This is a genomic window from Sphingobium sp. WR1, from assembly GCF_059693745.1.
The window spans coordinates 264,973-283,862 of record NZ_JCATID010000003.1 but is presented as its reverse complement, the minus strand read 5'-3'; the positions used below and the strand labels follow the sequence as shown (position 1 = coordinate 283,862).

Here is an 18,890-nt window from a genome sequence, read left to right as displayed (position 1 = left end):
TGGCTCATTCTGTCGCAGGAGGAATGGACATGATCGGGACCAAGGCACGCTGGATGACCGGAGCGCTGGTGAGCGCAGGGCTGCTTGTCGGCAGCGTCGGCGCGGCCGAAGCCCGTCCCCGCTACGGCTATGACCGGGGCTGGGACCGCGGCGGGTGGGACCGTCATCACCGCCACCGCGGCGACGGCTTCGGCGTGGGCGATGCGATCGGCGTCGCGGCGCTGGTCGGCGCGGTCGCGATCGTCGCCTCCTCCATGTCCAAGGACAGGAAGATCCGCGATCCCCGCACCGGCGGCGAATATGACGCGCCGCCGCCCAGCGCCGGCACCGACTATGGAACGGACGTCGACGGCAACGCTCCCTCCCGCAACGATGCCGATTTTTCCGACTTGGCCGACGCCAGCAATCGTGATGACGCCATGACCGACGCCTGCGCCGTCGCAGCGCGCGACGAAGCCCAGGGCCAGAATGGCGGCTATGCCGAAGTCCGCCACATGGACATCCCCCGTGCGACGCAGGACGGTGCGTTTAATATCGACGGCGAGGTAGAGACCCGCGCCAGCTATCGCGCGACGGGCGGCACCACCCGCCGCTTCACCTGCACGATGAAGGACGGCCGCGTGGCGCAGGTCTATATGAGCCGCGACCTGGTGATGCAGTAAGCCGACGCCCCCAGATCGCTTTATCCTGTCCCCGCCTCCTTTCGTCGTCTAGCATCGCCTCCGAATCAGGGGGTTATGGGGTGACGGCCTTTCTTTTCGCGCCGGAAAACATCGTATTCGTATCGGCCCTGCTGCTGATGCTGCTGATCGGCGGCGTCCAGGCGCTGGGCTTTGCCGGCGACGCCGATCTCGACCTGGACAGCGATGCCGACCTGCTCGGCTGGCTGGGCTTCGGCCGCCTTCCCCTTCTAGCGCTGGCCGCGCTGTTCCTCACCCTCTTCGCTGTCATCGGCCTACTCGGCCAACAGGTGGCGCACGACCTGTTCGGCGCGATGCTTTCGCCCTGGATTGCCGTGCCCGGCGCTGCCGTCGCCGCCCTGCCCGCCACCGGCCTCGCCGCCCGGCTCCTTGCGCCGCTCCTGCCGCGCGATCACACCACCGCCATCCCGCTCGATCATCTGGTCGGCAGCCCAGCGCGCATCGTCACCGGCCGCGCCACGACCGGCTCCCCCGCCCGCGCGCGCGTTCAGGATCATCATGGCCAGACCCATTATGTCATGGTCGAACCCGACAATGCGGGTCAGGTGCTGGAGGAAGGCGAAACCATCCTGCTCGTTCGCCGCGAGGAGCATCTGTTCCGCGCCATTTCGCATGGCGACCATTATCTGCCGCAACTTTAGGAGACAGACATGACCCTGCCTGCCGTCCAGCAAGGTTTTTCCATCCTTCCCTATGCGATGATCGCCGGCAGCGGCCTGCTCGTCCTGATCGTGCTGGGTATCGTGATCGCCCGCCTCTACAAGCGCGCGTCGAAGGAGATTGGCTTCGTCCGCACCGGCTTCGGCGGGGAAAAGGTGGTGATGAACGGCGGCGCGCTGGTGCTGCCCATCTTTCACGAGACGATGCCGGTCAACATGAATACGGTACGCCTCGCGGTGGAGCGCAAAAATGCTGACGCGCTCATCACGCTCGACCGCCTGCGCATCGACGTGAAGGCGGAATTCTACGTCCGCGTGAAGCCCGACGCCCAGTCGATCGCCACCGCGGCCCAGACGCTCGGTATGCGCACCATGAATCCCGAAGCGCTCAAGGAACTGGTCGAGGGCAAGTTCGTCGACGCGCTGCGTTCGGTCGCGGCGGGCATGACCATGAACCAGTTGCACGAACAGCGCGGCGACTTCGTGCAGAAGGTGCAGCAGGTGTCCTCGGTCGATCTCGCGATGAACGGGCTGGAGCTGGAAAGCGTCTCGCTCACCGGCCTCGACCAGACCTCGATCGAGCATTTCAACGCCAACAACGCTTTCGACGCCGAGGGTCTGACCAAGCTGACCGAGCAGATCGAATTGCGCAAGAAATCGCGCAATGACATCGAGCAGGAAACCCGCGTCCAGATCGAGACCAAGAATCTGGAAGCCGAGCGCCAGTCGCTGCTGATCGCACGCGACACCGAATTCGCCCGGCTGGAGCAGGAGCGCGAGGTCGAGATGCGCCGCGCCGCCCAGATCGCGGAGGTCGCCCGCGAACAGTCGCTGCGCCAGCAGGAGGCCGATCAGGCCCGGATCGAGGCGAAGAAGCTGGTCGACAGCCAGCAGATCGAGGCTGACCGCGCAGTGCAGCAGGCCCGCATCGCGCAGGAACAGGCGCTCGAACTCGCCCGGCAGGAACAGCAGATCGCGGTCCAGAACAAGAGCCGCGAGGAAAGCCAGGCCAAGGCGCAGGCGGATGAGGCCCGCGCCAAGGCGGTCGCCGCCGAGGAACAGGTGCAAACCTCCCGCGCGACCGAAGTGGCCGAGCGCGCCAAGCGGATCGAACTGATCGACGCCGCACGTGAAGCCGAGCGCGCCGCCATCCAGGTCCGGGTCGAAGCCGAGGCGGAGAAACAGGCCGCCGCCGACCGCGCCGAAGCGCTCCGCGTCGCCGCCGAGGGCGAGGCCGAAGCCGCCAAGCTGCGCGCCGAGGCCGACCGCGTCCGCTTCGAGGTGGAGGCCGCCGGCCAGCGCGCCGTTAATGAGGCATCGAACCTGCTGTCCTCCGACCAGATCTCGCTCCAGACCAAGCTGGCGCTGCTGAAAGTGCTGCCCGAACTGGTCCGCGAGGCCGCCCGGCCGATGGAAGCGATCGACTCGATCAAGATCGTTCAGGTCGACGGCCTGACCGGCCAGGGCGGTGGCGAAGCCGCATCCGTCATCGCAGGCGGCGACCAGAATCTCGCCAATGCCGCCGTCTCCGCCGCGCTGCGCTACCGCGCGCAGGCGCCGGTGATCGACGGCTTGATGAAGGAACTGGGTCTTGACGGCTCCAGCCTCGACGCCCTGGTCAAGGGTGCGGTGGAACCTGCCCCGGTCGCCCCGGTGATCGTGGAAAAGATCGTGCCGAAGAAGGACAGGGCGGAGGAGTGATCCCATTTGCAGGGATGACGGCGTGGGTTGGACCAAAATATCCCCCGCCCTTTCCGGGAGGGGAGAAGAATTGGCCGTTTCCGGCCGCTCTACGCATGTCCGCTATCAGAGCGCCTACCGCCCGTTGTCCGCGATGATGTCGACGCTGGTCTTGCCGCCGGGGGCGTCGGTGAAGAGGATGAAATAGGCACTGCCGTCGGAACTGCGCGTGCCGCCCAGCACATGGTCGCCGCCCATGATCCTGTGTTCGCCGTCATAGCCCGCGCGACGGGCGAGCGTGTAATAATAGTCCATCACGCCCTGTCTGGGCACCGGCGTCACGAAGCTCGCCGCGCGCAGGGTGCAGCCGTCGGCTTCGGCGCCCGCGGCCTCGGTCAGCTGCGCGCCGGGATAGAGAGCGAAAGGTTCGGGCAGGCGCTGCGCCCATTCCATGCCGTAATTCAGCTTCTTCGCGCAGCCGGCATTGCCGCCGCGCCGCGTCGCCTGCTCCCGCGCGACCGCGCCCAGCGTCACGGTAGACGCCATCGCCTCGCCCTCGCTCGCGGCCGGGGCGGAGAGCAGCTTGCCCCCTGCCTGGCGAACCGCCGCCGCCTGGGCCTTGCCGGCGTCGCCGCTCAGCATCGGCACCGCGCCATTGGCCGGGCGGTCGGCGGGGCGCACGGCGTTGCGGTTGGACTGGCCCACCAGTTGCGGATCGACCAGGATCGGATCGGTCAGCGCACCCTTGAGCGCCGGGTCGACGGCATTGTTGGTGAGCTGCGCATCGAGTGCGGCAAGATCGGCGTCCTTGTCGCCCTTGCCGCAGGCGGCGAGTGCCAGAAGCAGGGACATCATGCCGACGGACCGAATAAGCGCCATATTTTCACTCCTTCGCCATCGGGCAATGTACAGGAAGAGTTGCCCTATTCTTTAGAGACATGGCGGGATTGACCGATTTTTTCGCGAAAGGCCAGTTTCCCGTCACTGGCATCGCCCCCCTGTCTTGCTCTGGGACAGGTTGAAGCCCATGTGTTGACCATGCTCAACATCCTTTCCGGCCTCATCGGTCTTGTGACCCTGATCCTGATGATCCCCGCGGTCCTGCCGCTGCTGGGCGGCCTCAACTGGTTGCTGGTGCCGATCGCCCTGTTCGGCGCGTTTGTCGGCATGTTGTCCTCGAAAAATAGCGGCCGGAATTTCTGCCTGATCGTCGCAGCGTTCGGCGCGCTGCGCCTGTTCATGGGCGGAGGCATCATCTGACCGACGCCGACACCGAAATGCGGCGCGGCCTGCTGGCCGCGTTCGGCGCCTATGGGCTGTGGGGGCTGCTGCCGCTCTTCTTCCGCCTGCTTCACCATGTCGACCCGGTGGAGATCGTGACCCAGCGCGTCCTCTGGTCGCTGCTGCTGGTCCTGACGCTGCTTGCCCTGCGGCGCGGCTTGCCGCCTTTCATCGCCGCGCTGCGCGATCGCCGGCTGGTGCTGCCGCTGGCCGGCTCCGCGCTGATGATCGGCATCAACTGGCTGACCTATGTCTGGGCGGTCAATGACGGCCATGTCGTCGCGGCGAGCCTGGGCTATTTCCTCAATCCGCTGGTCAGCGTCACGCTGGGCGTGCTGGTGCTCAAGGAAAGGCTGCGCCGGCCGCAGATGCTGGCGATCGCGGTGGCTTCGGTCGGGGTCGCGATCCTCGCCGCCTCGGCCCTGACCACGCTCTGGATCAGCCTGGCGCTGGCGTTCAGCTTTGCTTTCTATGGCCTGTTGCGCAAGATGACGCCCGTGGCGCCGATGAACGGGCTGGGCGTCGAGACGCTGCTGCTGACGCCGCTGGCGATCGCCTATCTCTTCTGGGAACTCGGCCATGGCGGCGTGGGATTTGGCCAGGACGCCCCGACCACTGCGCTGCTCATCATATCCGGCGCCGTCACGACGGTGCCGCTGGTGCTGTTCGCGATGGCGGCGCAGCGGCTGCCCATGGCGACATTGGGCCTGATGCAATATCTGGCGCCGACGCTGCAATTCCTGTGCGGCGTGCTGCTGTTCGGAGAGAGGCTGAGCGCGGGCCAGATGGCGAGCTTCGGCCTGATCTGGCTGGGCCTCCTCCTCTTCGCCAGCGACGGTATCGCGACGGCGAGGCGGAGTCGGATGGCGGCCGCCTGAAATTTGTTCGGGCGAAGTCGAAAAGCGTTTCCCGACTTCACCCGAAACGTGCGGCGCTTTTACGCGAACTCGGTCGCCTCGAACCGCACCGGCTCGCCGATCGCGTCATTGGCCAGCGCATCCTCCCACATCACGCGGTGACCGCGGATGATCGTGCCGACGGCCTTGCCGGTGAGCTGCTCCCCCTCGAACGGCGACCAGTCGCAGCGCGAGGCGAGCCAGTCCTTGCCCACCGTCCAGCGCTTCTTGAGGTCGACCACGGTGAAGTCGGCGTCATAGCCAAGCGCGATCCGCCCCTTGCCGGTCAGGCCGAACACGCGCTGCGGTCCCGACGACGTCAGTTCGATGAAGCGGCGCAGCGTCAGCCGCCCTTCCGCCACATGGTTGAGCAGCAGCGGAATCAGCGTCTGCACGCCCGGCATCCCGCTGGGCGAGGCGGGATAGGCCTTGGCCTTCTCCTCGATCGTGTGGGGCGCGTGATCGCTGCCCAGCACGTCGGGCACGCCCTGGTTGAGCCAGAACCACAGGCCGTCCCGATGCGCCGCGCTGCGGATCGGCGGGTTCATCTGCGCATAGGTGCCAAGGCGCGGATAGGCGTCCTCGGCGGCCATGGTGAGATGCTGGGGCGTCACCTCGCAGGTCGCGATATCCTTGTTCTGCCCGATATATTCCAGCTCGGCCGGGGTGGTGACATGCAGGATGTGGATGCGGCGGCGCGCCTTGCGCGCAAGCGCGATGATGCGCTTCGTCGCGATCATCGCGCTTTCATCGTCGCGCCAGACCGGGTGCGAGGAGGGGTCGCCCTCTTGCCTGAAATCCTTGCGCGCGTTCATCCGCGCCTCATCCTCGGCATGGATGGCGACGCGGCGGGTGCCCGACGCCAGCACGCGGGACAGCGCATCGTCATCGTCGACCAGCAGGCTGCCGGTCGACGCGCCCATGAAGATTTTCACGCCGGACGTGCCGGGGATGCGCTCCAATTCCTTCAACTGCTCGGCATTGTCGGCAGTGGCGCCGACATAGAAGGCATGGTCGCACCACATGCGGTGATGCGCGCGCTTCAGCTTGTCATGCACGCGCTCGGCCGTGTCGGTGTTGGGATTGGTGTTGGGCATTTCGAAAACGGCGGCGATGCCGCCCAGCACCGCGGCGCGGCTGCCCGATTCCAGATCTTCCTTATGTTCAAGGCCGGGTTCGCGGAAATGGACCTGGCTGTCGATGCAGCCGGGCAGCACGTCGAGGCCCGTGCAGTCGATCACCTCGCCCGCGTCCCCCAGCGCCGCGCCGATGGCCGCGATCTTTCCGCCGCGCACGCCCACGTCCACGCTCTCCGCGCCGCCCGGACTGTGGACGGTTCCGTTCCTGAGGATGAGGTCGAAGGTCTGGGTCATGGCGAATTCCTGTCTGCTGCGGCGACGCGAACGGCTTGGCTAAGTCGTGTCGCCGTCCTACCTAAAGCCAATGACCGGCACCACCCTGCGCGATCGCGCCATCCTCAGAATTTCGGGCGAAGACGCCCGTCCCTTCCTTCAGGGCCTGCTGACCCGCGACGTGGTGACGCTGGCGGACGGCCAGCCGCGCTGGAGCGGAATGCTGACGCCGCAGGGCAAGGCGCTGTTCGATTTCATCCTGTGGGGCGATGGCGGCGATGTGCTGATCGACTGCGAAGCCGCCCAGGCCGATGCGCTGGCGAAGCGCCTCACCCTCTATCGCCTGCGCCGCAAGGTCGTGATCGCTCGCAACGAGTCGCTGGCCGTCCACTGGGCGCCCGACGCCGCCGACAAGCCGCATGATCCGCGCCTGCCCGCGCTCGGCCATCGCTGGCTCGCCCCGGCGGATGAGGGCGACGCCTCGGCAGCCTTCCGCGCCCATCGCCTCTCGTTGGGCATTTTCGAAGGTGTGGAGGAATTGGGGCAGGACCAGAATCTCTGGCTCGAAACCAATGCAGAGGAACTGGGCGGCGTCGATTATGACAAGGGCTGCTATGTCGGGCAGGAAAATACCGCACGGATGCATTATCGCAACAAGGTGAACCGCCGGCTGGTGGCCGTGCCGCTGGCCGAGGCCGACGAAAAGCGCCAGCGCGCCGCCCTGTCCGACCTGGGCCTGTCGATCGAACTGCGCCGGGTCGAGACGCTCGATCCCGCCACGCTTCCCGCCTGGCTGGCCGCCGCTGTTGAAGGCCAAGCCGCCGAATGACCGCCGATCCGGTGCGCAATCCTCCGTTCGGTTCGAGCGTGTCGAGAACCGTTGCCCGCCTGCTTCTCGACTTCGCTCGAAGCCAACGGAGGTGGTGGGTCGGCCTTTTGGCCCTATCCGCCCTGTTCCTCGCCACCCCGGCCCAGGCCGAAACGCCGTGGAAACTGGTCAAATCCTATCCCCATGACCCGACCGCCTTCACCGAGGGCCTCTTCTATCTCGATGGCGCGCTCTATGAGAGCACCGGGCTGGAGGGACAATCGGACATCCGCAAGGTCGCGCTCAAGACCGGCCAAATCCTGCAACGACGCGCCATCGACCCGTCCTATTTCGGCGAGGGCATCGTCAACTGGAAGGATCGCCTCGTCAGCCTGACCTGGCGCCATCGCCGGGGCTTCGTCTGGAAGCTGGCCGACCTGACGCCGCTGTCCGACTTCCGCTATGAAGGCGAAGGCTGGGGCCTGACCCAGGATGGCCGGCACATCATCATGAGCGACGGCAGCGCGCAGTTGCGCTTCCTGGACCCCGACAGCCTGGCCGAGGAACGCCGCATCACCGTGACCTGGAACGGCCGCGCGGTCGACCGGCTCAACGAACTGGAATATGTACGCGGTGAGATTTGGGCGAATATCTGGTATGATACGAAGATCGCGCGGATCGATCCGGCGAGCGGAGCGGTGATCGACTGGATCGACATCGCGCCGTTGCTGAAGCAAGCCGGCGTCAGGGACAGCGAAGCGGTGGCCAACGGCATCGCCTATGACGCCGCATCCGACCGGCTGTTCGTCACCGGCAAGAACTGGCCCAGGCTGTTCGAAATCAAGGTGGCGCGCTGACCGCAAGGAAGCGCCATTTTGCCCCGCACGCAGTTGACTATTTGGAGCCGAATCGCTAAAGGCGCTCCTCCCCAACACGCTGGTGAGCGGCAGTGCTTCTTGCACTGACCGTCTTTTTTGCGTCTGGGGAAACAGGAAATCGGCCGTTTTTCCTCGCCAGGGAAGGGCGGCCCGGACGCTTTGAGATAGGGCGGCGCAAGCCTCCCTGTGGAGCAGGAGATTAGTTTACCATGGCACGTATTGCGGGTGTCAACATCCCGACCAACAAGCGCGTGATCATCGCGCTCACCTACATCCACGGCATCGGCCGCAAAACCGCCGTCGACATCGCCGACAAGCTGGGCATCGACCATAGCCGCCGCGTTCAGGACCTGTCGGACGCCGAAGTCCTTCAGATCCGCGAGACCATCGACGCCGGCCACACCGTCGAAGGCGACCTGCGCCGCGAAACCGCGATGAACATCAAGCGCCTGATGGACCTGGCCTGCTATCGCGGCCTGCGTCACCGCAAGGGCCTGCCGGTCCGCGGCCAGCGCACGCACACCAATGCGCGCACCCGCAAGGGCAAGGCGAAGCCGATCGCCGGCAAGAAGAAGTAATTCGTCCGGGGGGCGAATTACTCCGCCGGAGGCAGCTCTCCCCAAGCGAGACGCCTTCTGCGCAACCAGATTTCAGTAGGATAGAGCAAAATGGCACGCGAACCCCAGCGCATCAAGCGCCGCGAACGCAAGAACATCTCGGCCGGCGTGGCCCATGTCAACGCCAGCTTCAACAACACCATGGTGACCATCACCGACGCCCAGGGCAACGCGATCTCGTGGTCCTCGGCTGGCATGATGGGCTTCAAGGGCAGCCGCAAGTCGACGCCCTATGCCGCGCAGGTCTGCGCCGAAGACGCCGGCCGCAAGGCCGCCGAACATGGCGTGCGCACCCTGGAAGTCGAAGTGAAGGGTCCGGGTTCGGGCCGCGAATCGGCTCTGCGCGCGCTGCAGGCCGTCGGCTTCCACATCACCTCGATCCGCGACGTGACGCCGATCCCGCACAACGGCGTGCGTCCGTCCAAGCGCCGCCGCGTCTGACACGCAGCGCTGCATGACATGCGGGCGGCGGACGCGTCGCCCGTTTACCCGTTTGCATCGCCGGAACGTCCTGCCGGGTTCAGGATTATGAAGCGTTCCGGCCCATCCCCAGGGGAAATACATGACTGTCAACATGAAGAACTGGCAGGAATTGAAGAAGCCCAACAGCCTTGAGATCAAGGCGTCGGGTGACGGCAAGCGCAAGGCGACCTTCGTTGCCGAACCGCTGGAGCGCGGTTTCGGCCTGACGCTCGGCAACGCGCTGCGCCGTGTTCTTCTGTCCTCGCTTCAGGGCGCGGCGGTCACCTCGATCAAGATCGAGAATGTGCTGCATGAATTCTCCTCGCTCGCCGGCGTGCGCGAGGACGTGACCGACATCGTCCTCAACATCAAGCAGGTCGCGCTGAAGATGGAAGGTGAAGGCCCCCGTCGCTTGCAGCTGTCCGCCACCGGTCCGGCCGTGGTGAAGGCGGGCGACATCAGCGTCGTCGGCGATATCGAGGTGATGAATCCCGATCTGGTGATCTGCCATCTGGACCAGGGCGCGACCCTGAACATGGAACTGACCGCCGACGTCGGCAAGGGCTATGTCCCGGCCGTCGCCAACCGTCCGGCCGATGCGCCGATCGGCCTGATCCCGATCGACGCGCTCTACTCGCCGGTGCGTCAGGTCGCCTACAAGGTCGACAATACCCGCGTCGGCCAGGAACTGGACTATGACAAGCTGTCGCTGACCGTCGACACCGACGGCACCGTCACGCCGGAAGACGCGGTGGCCTATGCCGCCCGCATCCTGCAGGACCAGCTCCAGCTGTTCGTCCACTTCGAGGACGCCCTGCCCGCCGCCGCGCCGGCCGCCGGCCACGCCGCCGGTGCCGCCGCTTCGGAAGGCGAGAGCGACGCCAACCAGATCAACCGCTATCTGCTCAAGAAGGTGGACGAACTGGAACTGTCGGTCCGCTCGGCCAACTGCCTCAAGAACGACAACATCATCTATATCGGCGATCTGGTCCAGAAGACCGAGGCCGAGATGCTGCGCACCCCCAATTTCGGCCGCAAGTCGCTGAACGAAATCAAGGAAGTGCTGTCGTCCATGGGCCTGCGCCTGGGCATGGACATCCCCGGCTGGCCGCCGGAGAATATCGAGGAAATGGCCAAGAAGCTCGAGCAGGAGCTGCTGGGCTGATCCCCTTCCCTCCCCGGGTCCGCTCGGGGAGGGACGATCACCGGCCCAGGCATTTCGGTGCCCTGTGACGGTGTGAACTTTGCCTGTTTCCAGGCTGGGGCATGTGGCGGTGGCCCTTAACACCGCCGGGTCTGGGGTACCTGACACGGCCCCTTAACGAACGAAGGAAGAAGACATGCGTCACAAAATCGGTCATCGCAAGCTGCAGCGCAGCGCCGGCCATCGCAACTCGCTGCTGCGCAACCTCGCAGCCTCGCTCATCAAGCATGAGCAGATCCTGACCGGCACCGCCAAGGCCAAGGAACTGCGTCCCTACATCGAAAAGCTGATCACCCTCGCCAAGAAGGGTGGCCTGTCCAACCGTCGTCTGGCTTCGGCCCGCCTGCAGGACGATGCGCAGCTGGCCAAGCTGTTCGACGTGCTCGCCGAACGCTACAAGGACCGCAATGGCGGCTATACCCGCGTGATCAAGGCCGGCTATCGCGCGTCGGACGCCTCACCGATCGCGATCATCGAGCTGGTCGACCGCGACGTCGACGCCAAGGGCCAGGATTCGGGTCCGGTCCTGGGCGCCGACGACGAACTGGAAGAAGCCTGATCGCCGCCGGTCCCGCCCGGCGGGACTGGATGCTTTACGGACAGGCCGTGGTTCCCTAGGGAATCACGGCCTGTTCTTTTTAGGAAAAAGCGACGAAGAGAGAGGATGCGCGCCGCTGCCCTGATCCTGCTGCCGCTGCTGCTGGCGGCCGCACCGGCCGTCGCGCTTGCCGGCCCCGAAGGCGCAGCGATCGACGCGGGCGACAAGGCGCCGCGCTATCCGGTGACGAGACGGCTGGACCTCATCGAGGATCATTTCGGCGTGAAGGTCGCCGATCCCTATCGCTGGCTGGAAAACGACCTGCGCGCCGATCCTGCGGTGCGCGACTGGGTGAGCCGGGAGAACGCCCTCACCCGCCGCTATATCGACGGCCTGCCGGGACGCGAAGTGCTGAAGGAGCGAATGCAGGCGCTTTTCTCCCATGGCCGGTTCACCGTGCCGCGCAAGGCGGGCGGGCGCTATTTCTACGGCTATAACAAGGGGCTGCAAAACCAGACCCCGCTCTATGTCCGCGAGGGGCTGAGCGGCGAGCAACGCCTGCTGCTCGACCCCAATGACTGGGCGAAGGATGGCGCCAGCGCGCTCGCCGAATGGGCGCCCTCCCCCGACGGTAAATATCTGGCCTATGCGATGCAGGAGGCAGGGAGCGACTGGCGCACCCTCAAGCTGCTGGACGTCGACAGCGGCAAGGCGCTGGACGATGCGGTCTTGTGGGTCAAATTCTCCCAGATCGCCTGGGACGGCCGGGGCGAGGGCTTTTTCTATTCCCGCTTCGCCGCGCCGCAGGAGGGCGAAGCTTTCCGGTCGGCCAATGAAGACCAGCAGATATATTATCACCGCGTCGGAACGGACCAGACGCAGGACCAGCTGATCTATGCGACCCCCGGCCGCCCGACGCTCAGCCATCAGGCGCAGGTGACGGGCGACGGCCGTTGGCTGGTCATCAGTTCCTTCCAGGGCATCGACCCGCGTCGCGAGATCCATGTCGCCGAACTGACCGGCGGCCAGGTCAAGCCGCGCCTGCTCGTCAAGGGGCCGACCAACGACTGGCGGCTGATCGGCAGCCGGGGATCGACCCTCTATTTCATCACCGATCAACGCGCCGCCCATATGCGGGTGGTGACGCTGAACGCCGCCCGGCCGCGCAAGGGGCCGAAGGAACTGATGGCCGAACGGAAGGAAACGCTCGCCGGCGGATCGCTGGTCGGCAACCGCATGATCCTGGCCTATATGAGCGACGCGCAGACCGTCGCCGAACTGGTCGAGCTGGACGGGCGCAAGGTCGGCGACGTCCCCCTGCCCGGCTTCGGCACGGCGGCGGGCTTTGGCGGTCGCGAAGGCGATCCCGAAACCTTCTTCAGCTTTTCCGGCTTCGTGACGCCAGCCAGCATCTACCGCTTCGACACAGCGACGCAGAAATATCAACTCTTCGCCCAGCCCGACCTGCCCTTCAACCCCGATGATTTCGGCATCGAGCAGCGGCTCTACCCGTCGAAGGACGGGACGATGATCCCCATCACCATATTGCGCAAGAAGGCGCTGGCCGACCGCGCCATCGCCGCGCCGACCATCCTCTACGGCTATGGCGGCTTCAACATTTCCCTGACGCCGGGCTATTCGGCGACGCGCATGGCCTGGCTGGAACAGGGGGGCGCCTATGCCATCGCCAATCTGCGCGGCGGGGGCGAGTTCGGCAGGGCCTGGCACGATGCCGGGCGCGGCGCGAACAAGCAGAATGTGTTCGACGATTTCATCGCCGCGGCCGAATATCTCAAGGGCAACGGCTTCACGCCGCCGGATGGCCTCGCGATCGAAGGCCGCTCCAATGGCGGCCTGCTGGTCGGCGCGGTGGTGAACCAGCGCCCCGACCTGTTCGCCGCCGCACTGCCGGCCGTGGGTGTCATGGACATGCTGCGCTTCGATCGGTTCACTGCCGGCCGCTATTGGGTCGACGATTATGGATCGCCCGACAAGGCGGAGGATTTCCCGCTGCTCTACGGCTATTCGCCCTATCATAACATCCTGCCGGGCAAGGACTATCCAGCCATCCTCGTCACCACGGCCGACACGGACGACCGCGTGGTGCCGGCGCATAGCTTCAAATATGCCGCCGCGCTCCAGGCGGCGAATATCGGCGACCGCCCCCACCTGATCCGTGTCGAAAGCAGGGCCGGCCATGGCGCGGGCAAGCCGGTCGACAAGCTGATCGACGAATATGCCGACAGCTACGCCTTTCTTGCGGCCTTCACCGGCCTCCGCATCGCGGCGAAACCCGACTGAGCAACCCCGCGCGAAGCGTCTGGTGTCCGTCATACACCGCTGATATTCTCTGATCCCATGACTGGGGGAATCGAAGCGGCAGGTGACGCAGTCACCGGAGCGATGCTGGCACGCGCTGTGGAGCCGGGCCATGGCGAAGCAGGGCATGGGGCGCATGAAGCAGGCCATGGCGCCTGCCTCAATTGCGGCGCGGCGCTGAACGGTCCTTATTGCGCCGAATGCGGCCAGGCGGCGCATCTGCACCGCAGCTTCGCCGCGATTGGCCATGACCTGGCCCATGGCGTCCTGCATTTCGAGGGCAAGATCTGGACCACCCTGCCCGAACTGGCGTTGCGGCCGGGCAAGATGACGCGGCGCTATATCCAGGGCGAGCGGGCCAAGTTCGTGTCGCCCTTCGCCCTGTTCCTGTTCACCGCCTTCCTGATGTACGCCATCTTCTCGCTCACCAGCCATCATGGCTCCGACGATGCGGTCAAGGGCGTCAAGATGAACAGCGAAGCCCAGGCCGAACTGCGCAAGGAACAGGAAAAGGCCGACGCCCGCATCAGGAAGATCGAGGGGGATCTGACCGTCCCCGGCATTTCCGCCGGGCGGCGCGAAGCGCTGACCGAGAAGCTGGCCGACGCCCGTGAAGAGAGGAAGGGCCTGACCCTCGCCGGCGACCTGACCGATTCATTGATGGGCGAAGGGGTGAATGGCGGCATCGCCAGGACCGTGGGCGAGGCTATGAGCGCCGCCGCGGAAAATCCAGAGTTCGCCTATTACAAGCTCAAGGCCAATGCCTATAAATTTTCCTGGGCGCTGATCCTCATCTCGCTGCCCTTTCTGTGGCTGCTCTTCCCCTTCAGCCGCCGCTACAAGATGTACGACCATGCGATCTACGTGACCTATTCGATCGCCTTCATGTCGCTGCTTTTCTGCCTGTCGATGGTGCTGACCGCGGTTCATGTCACCAGCGGCCTCGTCACCCTGGGCCTGATATTGTTCGCCGCCTGGCATATGTATCGCCAGTTCAAGGACGCCTATGCCCTGTCGCGCACCGGCACGCTGCTGCGGCTGCCCCTGCTTTACGGCTTTGCCTGCGCGTCGCTGTCGCTTTTCTTCACACTGCTGGTCATGATGGGGTGACGGGGCAGGTCCGCCCTGTATAGGGGCGGGCATGATCACCTCCCCTCTCTGGCTGCCGGCAACTTTGCTGGCCGGCGCGACCCAGGCCTGGCGCACCGCCGTCCAACGCCGGGTGAGCCACAGCCTGTCCCTAAATGGCGCGGGCCTGGTCCGCTATCTCTACGGCATTCCTTTCACCTTGCTGCTGCTCGGCCTCTACCGCCTTGTCTTTCCCATGCCCTGGCCGGAACTACAGCGCAGCTTCCTGGTCTTCTGCCTCGCCGGCGGCCTTGCGCAGATCATCGCGACCAATCTGCTGATCCTGGCCTTCAGCCACCGCAACTTCGTGGTTGGCACGGCCTATTCCAAAACCGAGGCCGTGCAGGGCGCGATCCTGTCTTTCCTGCTGATGGGCGAGACGCTTTCGCCACTGGCCTGGGCCGGGATCGGCTGCGGCGTCATGGGCGTGATGCTGCTGTCGACCGGCGGCAAACGGATGGGCCTGATGGTTTTTCTGCGCGCCCTCGCCCAGCCTGCCGCTATCACCGGCATCGCGTCGGGTTTCTTCTTCGCACTGACCGCGATCGGCATCCGCCGTGCGACGCAGGGCGTGGGCGGCGGCGATCGCATCCTCGCCGCGCTCATCGTGCTGTGCGTCACCATATTGTTCCAGACAGTGATCTTGGGTGGATGGATATTGCTGCGCGAACGGGGCGAGATGCGCCGCGTCTTCACCAGCTGGCGCGTGTCGGGGCAGGTCGGCCTGCTCTCCGCGATCGGGTCCGCCTGCTGGTTCACCGGCTTTGCCACCGCGCCGGTCGCGCTGGTGCGGATAGTCGGCCAGATCGAGGTCGCCTTCACCATGGCGTTCGGCCACTTCTACCTCAAGGAACCGATACGGCGCAGCGAGGGTGTCGGGCTGATGCTGGTGGTCATGGGTGTGATACTCGCGCTGGCCGGCGCGCTCTGAGACGGACGGAGTGAAGCGATAACGCTTAATTTACCACGGTCGGATAGCCCTGTCCGTCGTGATGAGGGACACGCAATCCGATAGCGTCGCGCGCGCAGTCATGAAGGTCGCCAAATTGTCCGGCGACCTGGGGATACGCACGCTCGACCTTCAGGCGGATATCAGCGAGCTTGCCGAGCGGGTGACGCAGCAGGCACACACCATCGAAGCGATCAACGCGGCCGCCGCGCAGCTGTCCCAGGATGGCGAGCGCGTCTCGTTGGCCGGGCAGGATGCCCGTGAGAAGGCAGTCGCCGCCCGCGCCATCATCGATGATTCGGGCCGGCAGCTGTCGACCGCCAACAGCAATTTCGTCGACCTCATTGAACAGGTAAGTCGCATCCATGCCCGGCTCGACGGCTTCGGTGAAGCACTCAGGACCGTCGCCCATGTCACCAGTGTGATCAGCGGCATTGCCAGCCAGACCAATCTTCTCGCGCTCAACGCCACGATCGAGGCAGCGCGCGCAGGCGATGCCGGACGCGGCTTTGCCGTGGTCGCGGCGGAAGTGAAGAAGCTGGCCCAGGAAACCGGCGCAGCCACCCAGACGATCGAGCAATCGATCGCGGCGCTAACCAGCGAGGCCGGCGGTATGCTCGACAGCATCACCCGCGGCGCCCAGACAGCCCGCACAGCCCAGTCCGACACGCGCAATATCGAAACGCTGGTCGAAAGGCTGGCGGCGCTGATGCTCGACCTGTCGAGCAACAGCGAAACGGTTGCGCTGCGGATCGGGTCGATGGTGGGATCGGCGAGCGAGATCCGCACCGGCTTGGCCGCGCTCGCCAGCACGTCGAGCGACAATGCCGGCGGCCTTCAGCGTCTGTCGGGCCGCATCACCAGCGCCAGCGAAGACACCAATTTACTGCTGCAATATCTGGCGGAAAGCGGCGTCGACATTCCCGATTCGCCCTATATCCGCTTCAGCCTCGAGTCGGCCGAGGCGGTCGCACGCTCGATCGAACAAGCCATTGCCGAAGGCCGGATCAGCGAAGCGGAAGTGTTCAGCGAGCATTATGTGCCGATCCCCGGCACCCGTCCCGTCCAATATACGCATCCGGTCCAACCGGTGATGCTCGCTACGGCGCGCGCGCGGCAGGAGATGGCACGGGCTTATCCCGGTCTGTTCGGCATGACCTTCACCGATCGCAACGCCTATGGCGCCATCGCCATGCCGGAACGGTCGCATCCGCAGCGCCCCGGCGACGATGTCTGGAATGCGGAACATTCGCGGCAGGGCCTGATCTTCGACTTCGCCGACACGCGCGAACAGTCCAAGATCACCCAACCCTTCTGCATCAAGGCCTATCGCCGGCCGACCGCCGATGGCAATATCATCCTGCTGAAGCAGGTGATCGCATCCATCCAGGTGCGCGGCCGCCACTGGGGCATATTGCAGATGGCTTATAGGGACCAGAGCTGACGGTCCGCACCGTCCCGGCAGGTGCAGCGACGTCCGGCCATCGATCCACAAGAATGAATTTAGCCATCAGCGTCATGGCCGGCGCGGAGCGGGCTTCCCGCATCGCCGGGGCGGCGCTTTCGAAGATTCATGCGCCCCGATTTGCGCCCGAAACTGAGTAGCCAACGGTCGCGCAAAAAAAGGGCCGCCCAACCGGACGACCCCTTCCTATCCTCTCCCTGTAACAGGGACGATTCCTGTATCGCCTCAATCGGCCTTCGACTGGAGATTCACCGCCGCATATTTGCCGCGACGATCGACTTCCAGTTCGAAGTCAAGGCGATCGCCTTCGTTAAGCGCGGACATGCCCGCACGCTCGACGGCGCTGATATGGACGAATGCATCGGGCTGGCCATCGTCGCGCTGAATGAAACCGAAGCCCTTCATCGCGTTGAAGAACTTCACCGTCCCGCTGGCGCGCTCGCCGGTCAGCTGGCGCTGCGGGCCACGATCGCCGCCGCCGAAGCCACCACGATCGCCACCGAAACCACCGGCGCGCGGCTCACGCGGCGCGCGGTCGGTGACGGGAAGCGGTTCGCCTTCGATCACCAGATCGGTGGCCGACACTTTGCCGCCGCGATCGACCAGCGTAAAGCCGAGCGGCTGACCTTCGGCCAGACCTGTCAGGCCAGCCTGCTCGACGGCGCTGATGTGAACGAACACGTCCTCGCCGCCATCGTCACGAACGATAAAACCGAAGCCCTTCTGTCCGTTGAAGAACTTGACGACTCCCTTGCCTTCACCGACGACCTGGGCAGGCATACCGCGACCACCTCCTCCGCCGCCGCCGCTGAATCCGCCGCCACCGAAGCCACCGCCACTGCGGCCACCTCCGCCGCCGAAGCCGCCGCGGTCACCGCCGCCAAAACCTCCACGATCGCCACCGAAACCGCCGCCGCTGAAGCCACCGCGATCCCCGCCAAAGCCACCACCGAAACCACCGCGGCTACCCTGATCGTAGAAATTGTCGTCGCCGAAACCGTCGCGCTTATCCTTGCCGCGCCCGCCGCGGCGACCTCTATCAAAACTCATGCCCTGTTAGTCACTTTCGCTTCGCCCCAAGACCAATCGGACAAACATGTCGGGCGAATGACATGCAGAATCCACCGCAAAGGCGGGTTTGGGAATCACTATATCAACTTTTCAGGGCAGCGCGAACGATTTTCACCGCCATGGTCCTGTTCCGTTCCAATTAGCGCCACCCGGGGCGTCTTCCCGCGTTCCGGCGCAGAAATACGACGATTGGCCGCATCTGTTCCGCGATGCAAAGCCTCGATTGCGATGCAGCCGGTTTCGCCATAGAGGGGATGGCATGACCGTGCATTTCCATGAAGAAGATCTGCCCGCCGGCGTGCTCGCCCCCGGCGCGATCGCCGTCGATACCGAAACCATGGGCCTCATCACCCCGCGCGACCGCCTGTGCGTGGTCCAGATCAGCGACGGCAAGGGCGACGAGCATCTGGTGCGCTTCAATCCCGGCAGCGATTATGCCGCGCCCAACCTGCGCGCCGTGCTGGCAGATGCAGATCGGCTGAAACTCTATCATTTCGGCCGGTTCGATATCGCCGCGATCAAACATTATCTGGGTGTCGTGGCCGCGCCCGTCTATTGCACCAAGATCGCCTCGCGCTTGATCCGCACCTATACCGACCGCCATGGCCTTAAGGAACTGGTGCGCGAACTGCTGGGCCAGGACATCAGCAAGCAGCAGCAGTCGAGCGACTGGGGCGGCCCGATCCTGTCGGACGCGCAGAAGGATTATGCCGCGTCGGACGTGCGCTATCTCCATGCGCTCAAGGCCGAACTGGACAAGCGCCTGATACGCGAAGGCCGGATGGAACTGGCCCAGGCCTGTTTCGACTTCCTGCCGCATCGCGCCGAACTCGACCTGGCCGGCTGGCCGGAGATCGACATCTTCGCGCATATGTAAGGGAG

Annotated in this window: 19 protein-coding genes; 16 read left to right on the top strand and 3 right to left on the bottom strand. The window is 65.3% G+C overall.

All coding sequences use genetic code 11. The features are described from left to right. Positions 1 to 29: 29 nt before the first annotated feature. The 3 genes from AC58EF_RS06220 (at position 30) to AC58EF_RS06210 (ending at position 3,061) form a co-directional block, all read left to right on the top strand. Entirely contained in the window at positions 30 to 662 is a 633-nt protein-coding gene (locus AC58EF_RS06220) for a hypothetical protein (RefSeq protein WP_497275320.1), read from the top strand. Positions 663 to 742: 80 nt separating this feature from the next. After that, positions 743 to 1,342, top strand: coding sequence for an OB-fold-containig protein (locus AC58EF_RS06215; RefSeq protein ID WP_497275318.1), 600 nt, complete (start codon positions 743 to 745; stop codon positions 1,340 to 1,342). A 9-nt stretch (positions 1,343 to 1,351) separates the two neighbouring features. Then, a complete protein-coding gene (locus tag AC58EF_RS06210) occupies positions 1,352 to 3,061 on the top strand; it encodes a flotillin family protein (protein ID WP_497275316.1) in 1,710 nt (569 codons plus the stop codon). A 114-nt stretch (positions 3,062 to 3,175) separates the two neighbouring features. Here the strand turns inward: AC58EF_RS06210 and AC58EF_RS06205 are convergent, their stop codons facing one another. Next, positions 3,176 to 3,919 carry a hypothetical protein gene (locus AC58EF_RS06205; protein WP_497275314.1) on the bottom strand — a complete coding sequence of 248 codons (744 nt, stop codon included), beginning with the start codon at positions 3,917 to 3,919 and terminating at the stop codon, positions 3,176 to 3,178. A 159-nt stretch (positions 3,920 to 4,078) separates the two neighbouring features. Between AC58EF_RS06205 and AC58EF_RS06200 the strand changes: the two genes are divergently transcribed. Both AC58EF_RS06200 and rarD read left to right on the top strand, forming a co-directional pair. Continuing rightward, a complete protein-coding gene (locus tag AC58EF_RS06200; RefSeq protein ID WP_497275312.1) occupies positions 4,079 to 4,300 on the top strand; it encodes a hypothetical protein in 222 nt (73 codons plus the stop codon). A 17-nt stretch (positions 4,301 to 4,317) separates the two neighbouring features. Beyond that, positions 4,318 to 5,199: an EamA family transporter RarD gene (rarD, locus tag AC58EF_RS06195; RefSeq protein WP_497275311.1), complete on the top strand. Its 882-nt coding sequence runs from the start codon at positions 4,318 to 4,320 to the stop codon at positions 5,197 to 5,199. A gap of 59 nt (positions 5,200 to 5,258) precedes the next feature. Here the strand turns inward: rarD and AC58EF_RS06190 are convergent, their stop codons facing one another. Continuing rightward, a complete protein-coding gene (locus AC58EF_RS06190; RefSeq protein ID WP_497275309.1) occupies positions 5,259 to 6,590 on the bottom strand; it encodes a dihydroorotase in 1,332 nt (443 codons plus the stop codon). Between the two features lie 70 nt (positions 6,591 to 6,660). Between AC58EF_RS06190 and ygfZ the strand changes: the two genes are divergently transcribed. The 10 genes from ygfZ to AC58EF_RS06140 all read left to right on the top strand — a co-directional run bounded on the left by ygfZ (position 6,661) and on the right by AC58EF_RS06140 (position 16,916). Further along, positions 6,661 to 7,398: a CAF17-like 4Fe-4S cluster assembly/insertion protein YgfZ gene (gene ygfZ / locus AC58EF_RS06185; RefSeq protein ID WP_497275307.1), complete on the top strand. Its 738-nt coding sequence runs from the start codon at positions 6,661 to 6,663 to the stop codon at positions 7,396 to 7,398. A gap of 107 nt (positions 7,399 to 7,505) precedes the next feature. Next, positions 7,506 to 8,234 (top strand): glutaminyl-peptide cyclotransferase, encoded by a 729-nt coding sequence (locus tag AC58EF_RS06180; protein WP_497275306.1) that lies wholly within the window; start codon positions 7,506 to 7,508, stop codon positions 8,232 to 8,234. A gap of 230 nt (positions 8,235 to 8,464) precedes the next feature. Beyond that, positions 8,465 to 8,833 carry a 30S ribosomal protein S13 gene (rpsM, locus tag AC58EF_RS06175; RefSeq protein ID WP_066864651.1) on the top strand — a complete coding sequence of 123 codons (369 nt, stop codon included), beginning with the start codon at positions 8,465 to 8,467 and terminating at the stop codon, positions 8,831 to 8,833. A gap of 90 nt (positions 8,834 to 8,923) precedes the next feature. Continuing rightward, positions 8,924 to 9,313, top strand: coding sequence for a 30S ribosomal protein S11 (gene rpsK, locus AC58EF_RS06170; RefSeq protein ID WP_004208752.1), 390 nt, complete (start codon positions 8,924 to 8,926; stop codon positions 9,311 to 9,313). Between the two features lie 121 nt (positions 9,314 to 9,434). After that, positions 9,435 to 10,499, top strand: a complete 1,065-nt coding sequence (locus AC58EF_RS06165; protein WP_497275304.1) for a DNA-directed RNA polymerase subunit alpha — start codon at positions 9,435 to 9,437, stop codon at positions 10,497 to 10,499. 175 nt (positions 10,500 to 10,674) lie between these two features. Beyond that, positions 10,675 to 11,097, top strand: coding sequence for a 50S ribosomal protein L17 (rplQ, locus tag AC58EF_RS06160; RefSeq protein WP_497275302.1), 423 nt, complete (start codon positions 10,675 to 10,677; stop codon positions 11,095 to 11,097). A 105-nt stretch (positions 11,098 to 11,202) separates the two neighbouring features. Next, on the top strand, positions 11,203 to 13,377 hold the full coding sequence (locus AC58EF_RS06155) for a prolyl oligopeptidase family serine peptidase (RefSeq protein ID WP_497275300.1): 2,175 nt from the start codon (positions 11,203 to 11,205) through the stop codon (positions 13,375 to 13,377). A 57-nt stretch (positions 13,378 to 13,434) separates the two neighbouring features. Further along, positions 13,435 to 14,505 (top strand): DUF3667 domain-containing protein, encoded by a 1,071-nt coding sequence (locus tag AC58EF_RS06150; RefSeq protein WP_497275298.1) that lies wholly within the window; start codon positions 13,435 to 13,437, stop codon positions 14,503 to 14,505. A gap of 31 nt (positions 14,506 to 14,536) precedes the next feature. Beyond that, positions 14,537 to 15,454 (top strand): EamA family transporter, encoded by a 918-nt coding sequence (locus AC58EF_RS06145; RefSeq protein ID WP_497275296.1) that lies wholly within the window; start codon positions 14,537 to 14,539, stop codon positions 15,452 to 15,454. Positions 15,455 to 15,554: 100 nt separating this feature from the next. Continuing rightward, on the top strand, positions 15,555 to 16,916 hold the full coding sequence (locus AC58EF_RS06140; RefSeq protein WP_497275294.1) for a methyl-accepting chemotaxis protein: 1,362 nt from the start codon (positions 15,555 to 15,557) through the stop codon (positions 16,914 to 16,916). A gap of 246 nt (positions 16,917 to 17,162) precedes the next feature. Here AC58EF_RS06140 and AC58EF_RS06135 read toward each other — a convergent pair whose 3' ends face one another. Next, positions 17,163 to 17,987 carry a cold-shock protein gene (locus tag AC58EF_RS06135; protein ID WP_497275292.1) on the bottom strand — a complete coding sequence of 275 codons (825 nt, stop codon included), beginning with the start codon at positions 17,985 to 17,987 and terminating at the stop codon, positions 17,163 to 17,165. Between the two features lie 280 nt (positions 17,988 to 18,267). Here AC58EF_RS06135 and AC58EF_RS06130 point away from each other — a divergent pair, with 280 nt between their 5' ends. Beyond that, positions 18,268 to 18,885 (top strand): ribonuclease D, encoded by a 618-nt coding sequence (locus AC58EF_RS06130; RefSeq protein WP_497275290.1) that lies wholly within the window; start codon positions 18,268 to 18,270, stop codon positions 18,883 to 18,885. Positions 18,886 to 18,890: the final 5 nt, after the last annotated feature.

Excerpts from the sequence above, each read along its gene's own strand:
- AC58EF_RS06220 (WP_497275320.1), top strand. The coding sequence starts at position 30 with ATGATCGGGACCAAGGCACGCTGGATGACCGGAGCGCTGGTGAGCGCA.
- AC58EF_RS06210 (WP_497275316.1), top strand. The coding sequence starts at position 1,352 with ATGACCCTGCCTGCCGTCCAGCAAGGTTTTTCCATCCTTCCCTATGCG.
- AC58EF_RS06205 (WP_497275314.1), bottom strand. The coding sequence starts at position 3,919 with ATGGCGCTTATTCGGTCCGTCGGCATGATGTCCCTGCTTCTGGCACTC.
- AC58EF_RS06200 (WP_497275312.1), top strand. The coding sequence starts at position 4,079 with ATGCTCAACATCCTTTCCGGCCTCATCGGTCTTGTGACCCTGATCCTG.
- rarD (WP_497275311.1), top strand. The coding sequence starts at position 4,318 with ATGCGGCGCGGCCTGCTGGCCGCGTTCGGCGCCTATGGGCTGTGGGGG.
- AC58EF_RS06190 (WP_497275309.1), bottom strand. The coding sequence starts at position 6,590 with ATGACCCAGACCTTCGACCTCATCCTCAGGAACGGAACCGTCCACAGT.
- ygfZ (WP_497275307.1), top strand. The coding sequence starts at position 6,661 with ATGACCGGCACCACCCTGCGCGATCGCGCCATCCTCAGAATTTCGGGC.
- rpsM (WP_066864651.1), top strand. The coding sequence starts at position 8,465 with ATGGCACGTATTGCGGGTGTCAACATCCCGACCAACAAGCGCGTGATC.
- rpsK (WP_004208752.1), top strand. The coding sequence starts at position 8,924 with ATGGCACGCGAACCCCAGCGCATCAAGCGCCGCGAACGCAAGAACATC.
- AC58EF_RS06165 (WP_497275304.1), top strand. The coding sequence starts at position 9,435 with ATGACTGTCAACATGAAGAACTGGCAGGAATTGAAGAAGCCCAACAGC.
- rplQ (WP_497275302.1), top strand. The coding sequence starts at position 10,675 with ATGCGTCACAAAATCGGTCATCGCAAGCTGCAGCGCAGCGCCGGCCAT.
- AC58EF_RS06155 (WP_497275300.1), top strand. The coding sequence starts at position 11,203 with ATGCGCGCCGCTGCCCTGATCCTGCTGCCGCTGCTGCTGGCGGCCGCA.
- AC58EF_RS06150 (WP_497275298.1), top strand. The coding sequence starts at position 13,435 with ATGACTGGGGGAATCGAAGCGGCAGGTGACGCAGTCACCGGAGCGATG.
- AC58EF_RS06145 (WP_497275296.1), top strand. The coding sequence starts at position 14,537 with ATGATCACCTCCCCTCTCTGGCTGCCGGCAACTTTGCTGGCCGGCGCG.
- AC58EF_RS06140 (WP_497275294.1), top strand. The coding sequence starts at position 15,555 with ATGAAGGTCGCCAAATTGTCCGGCGACCTGGGGATACGCACGCTCGAC.
- AC58EF_RS06135 (WP_497275292.1), bottom strand. The coding sequence starts at position 17,987 with ATGAGTTTTGATAGAGGTCGCCGCGGCGGGCGCGGCAAGGATAAGCGC.
- AC58EF_RS06130 (WP_497275290.1), top strand. The coding sequence starts at position 18,268 with ATGACCGTGCATTTCCATGAAGAAGATCTGCCCGCCGGCGTGCTCGCC.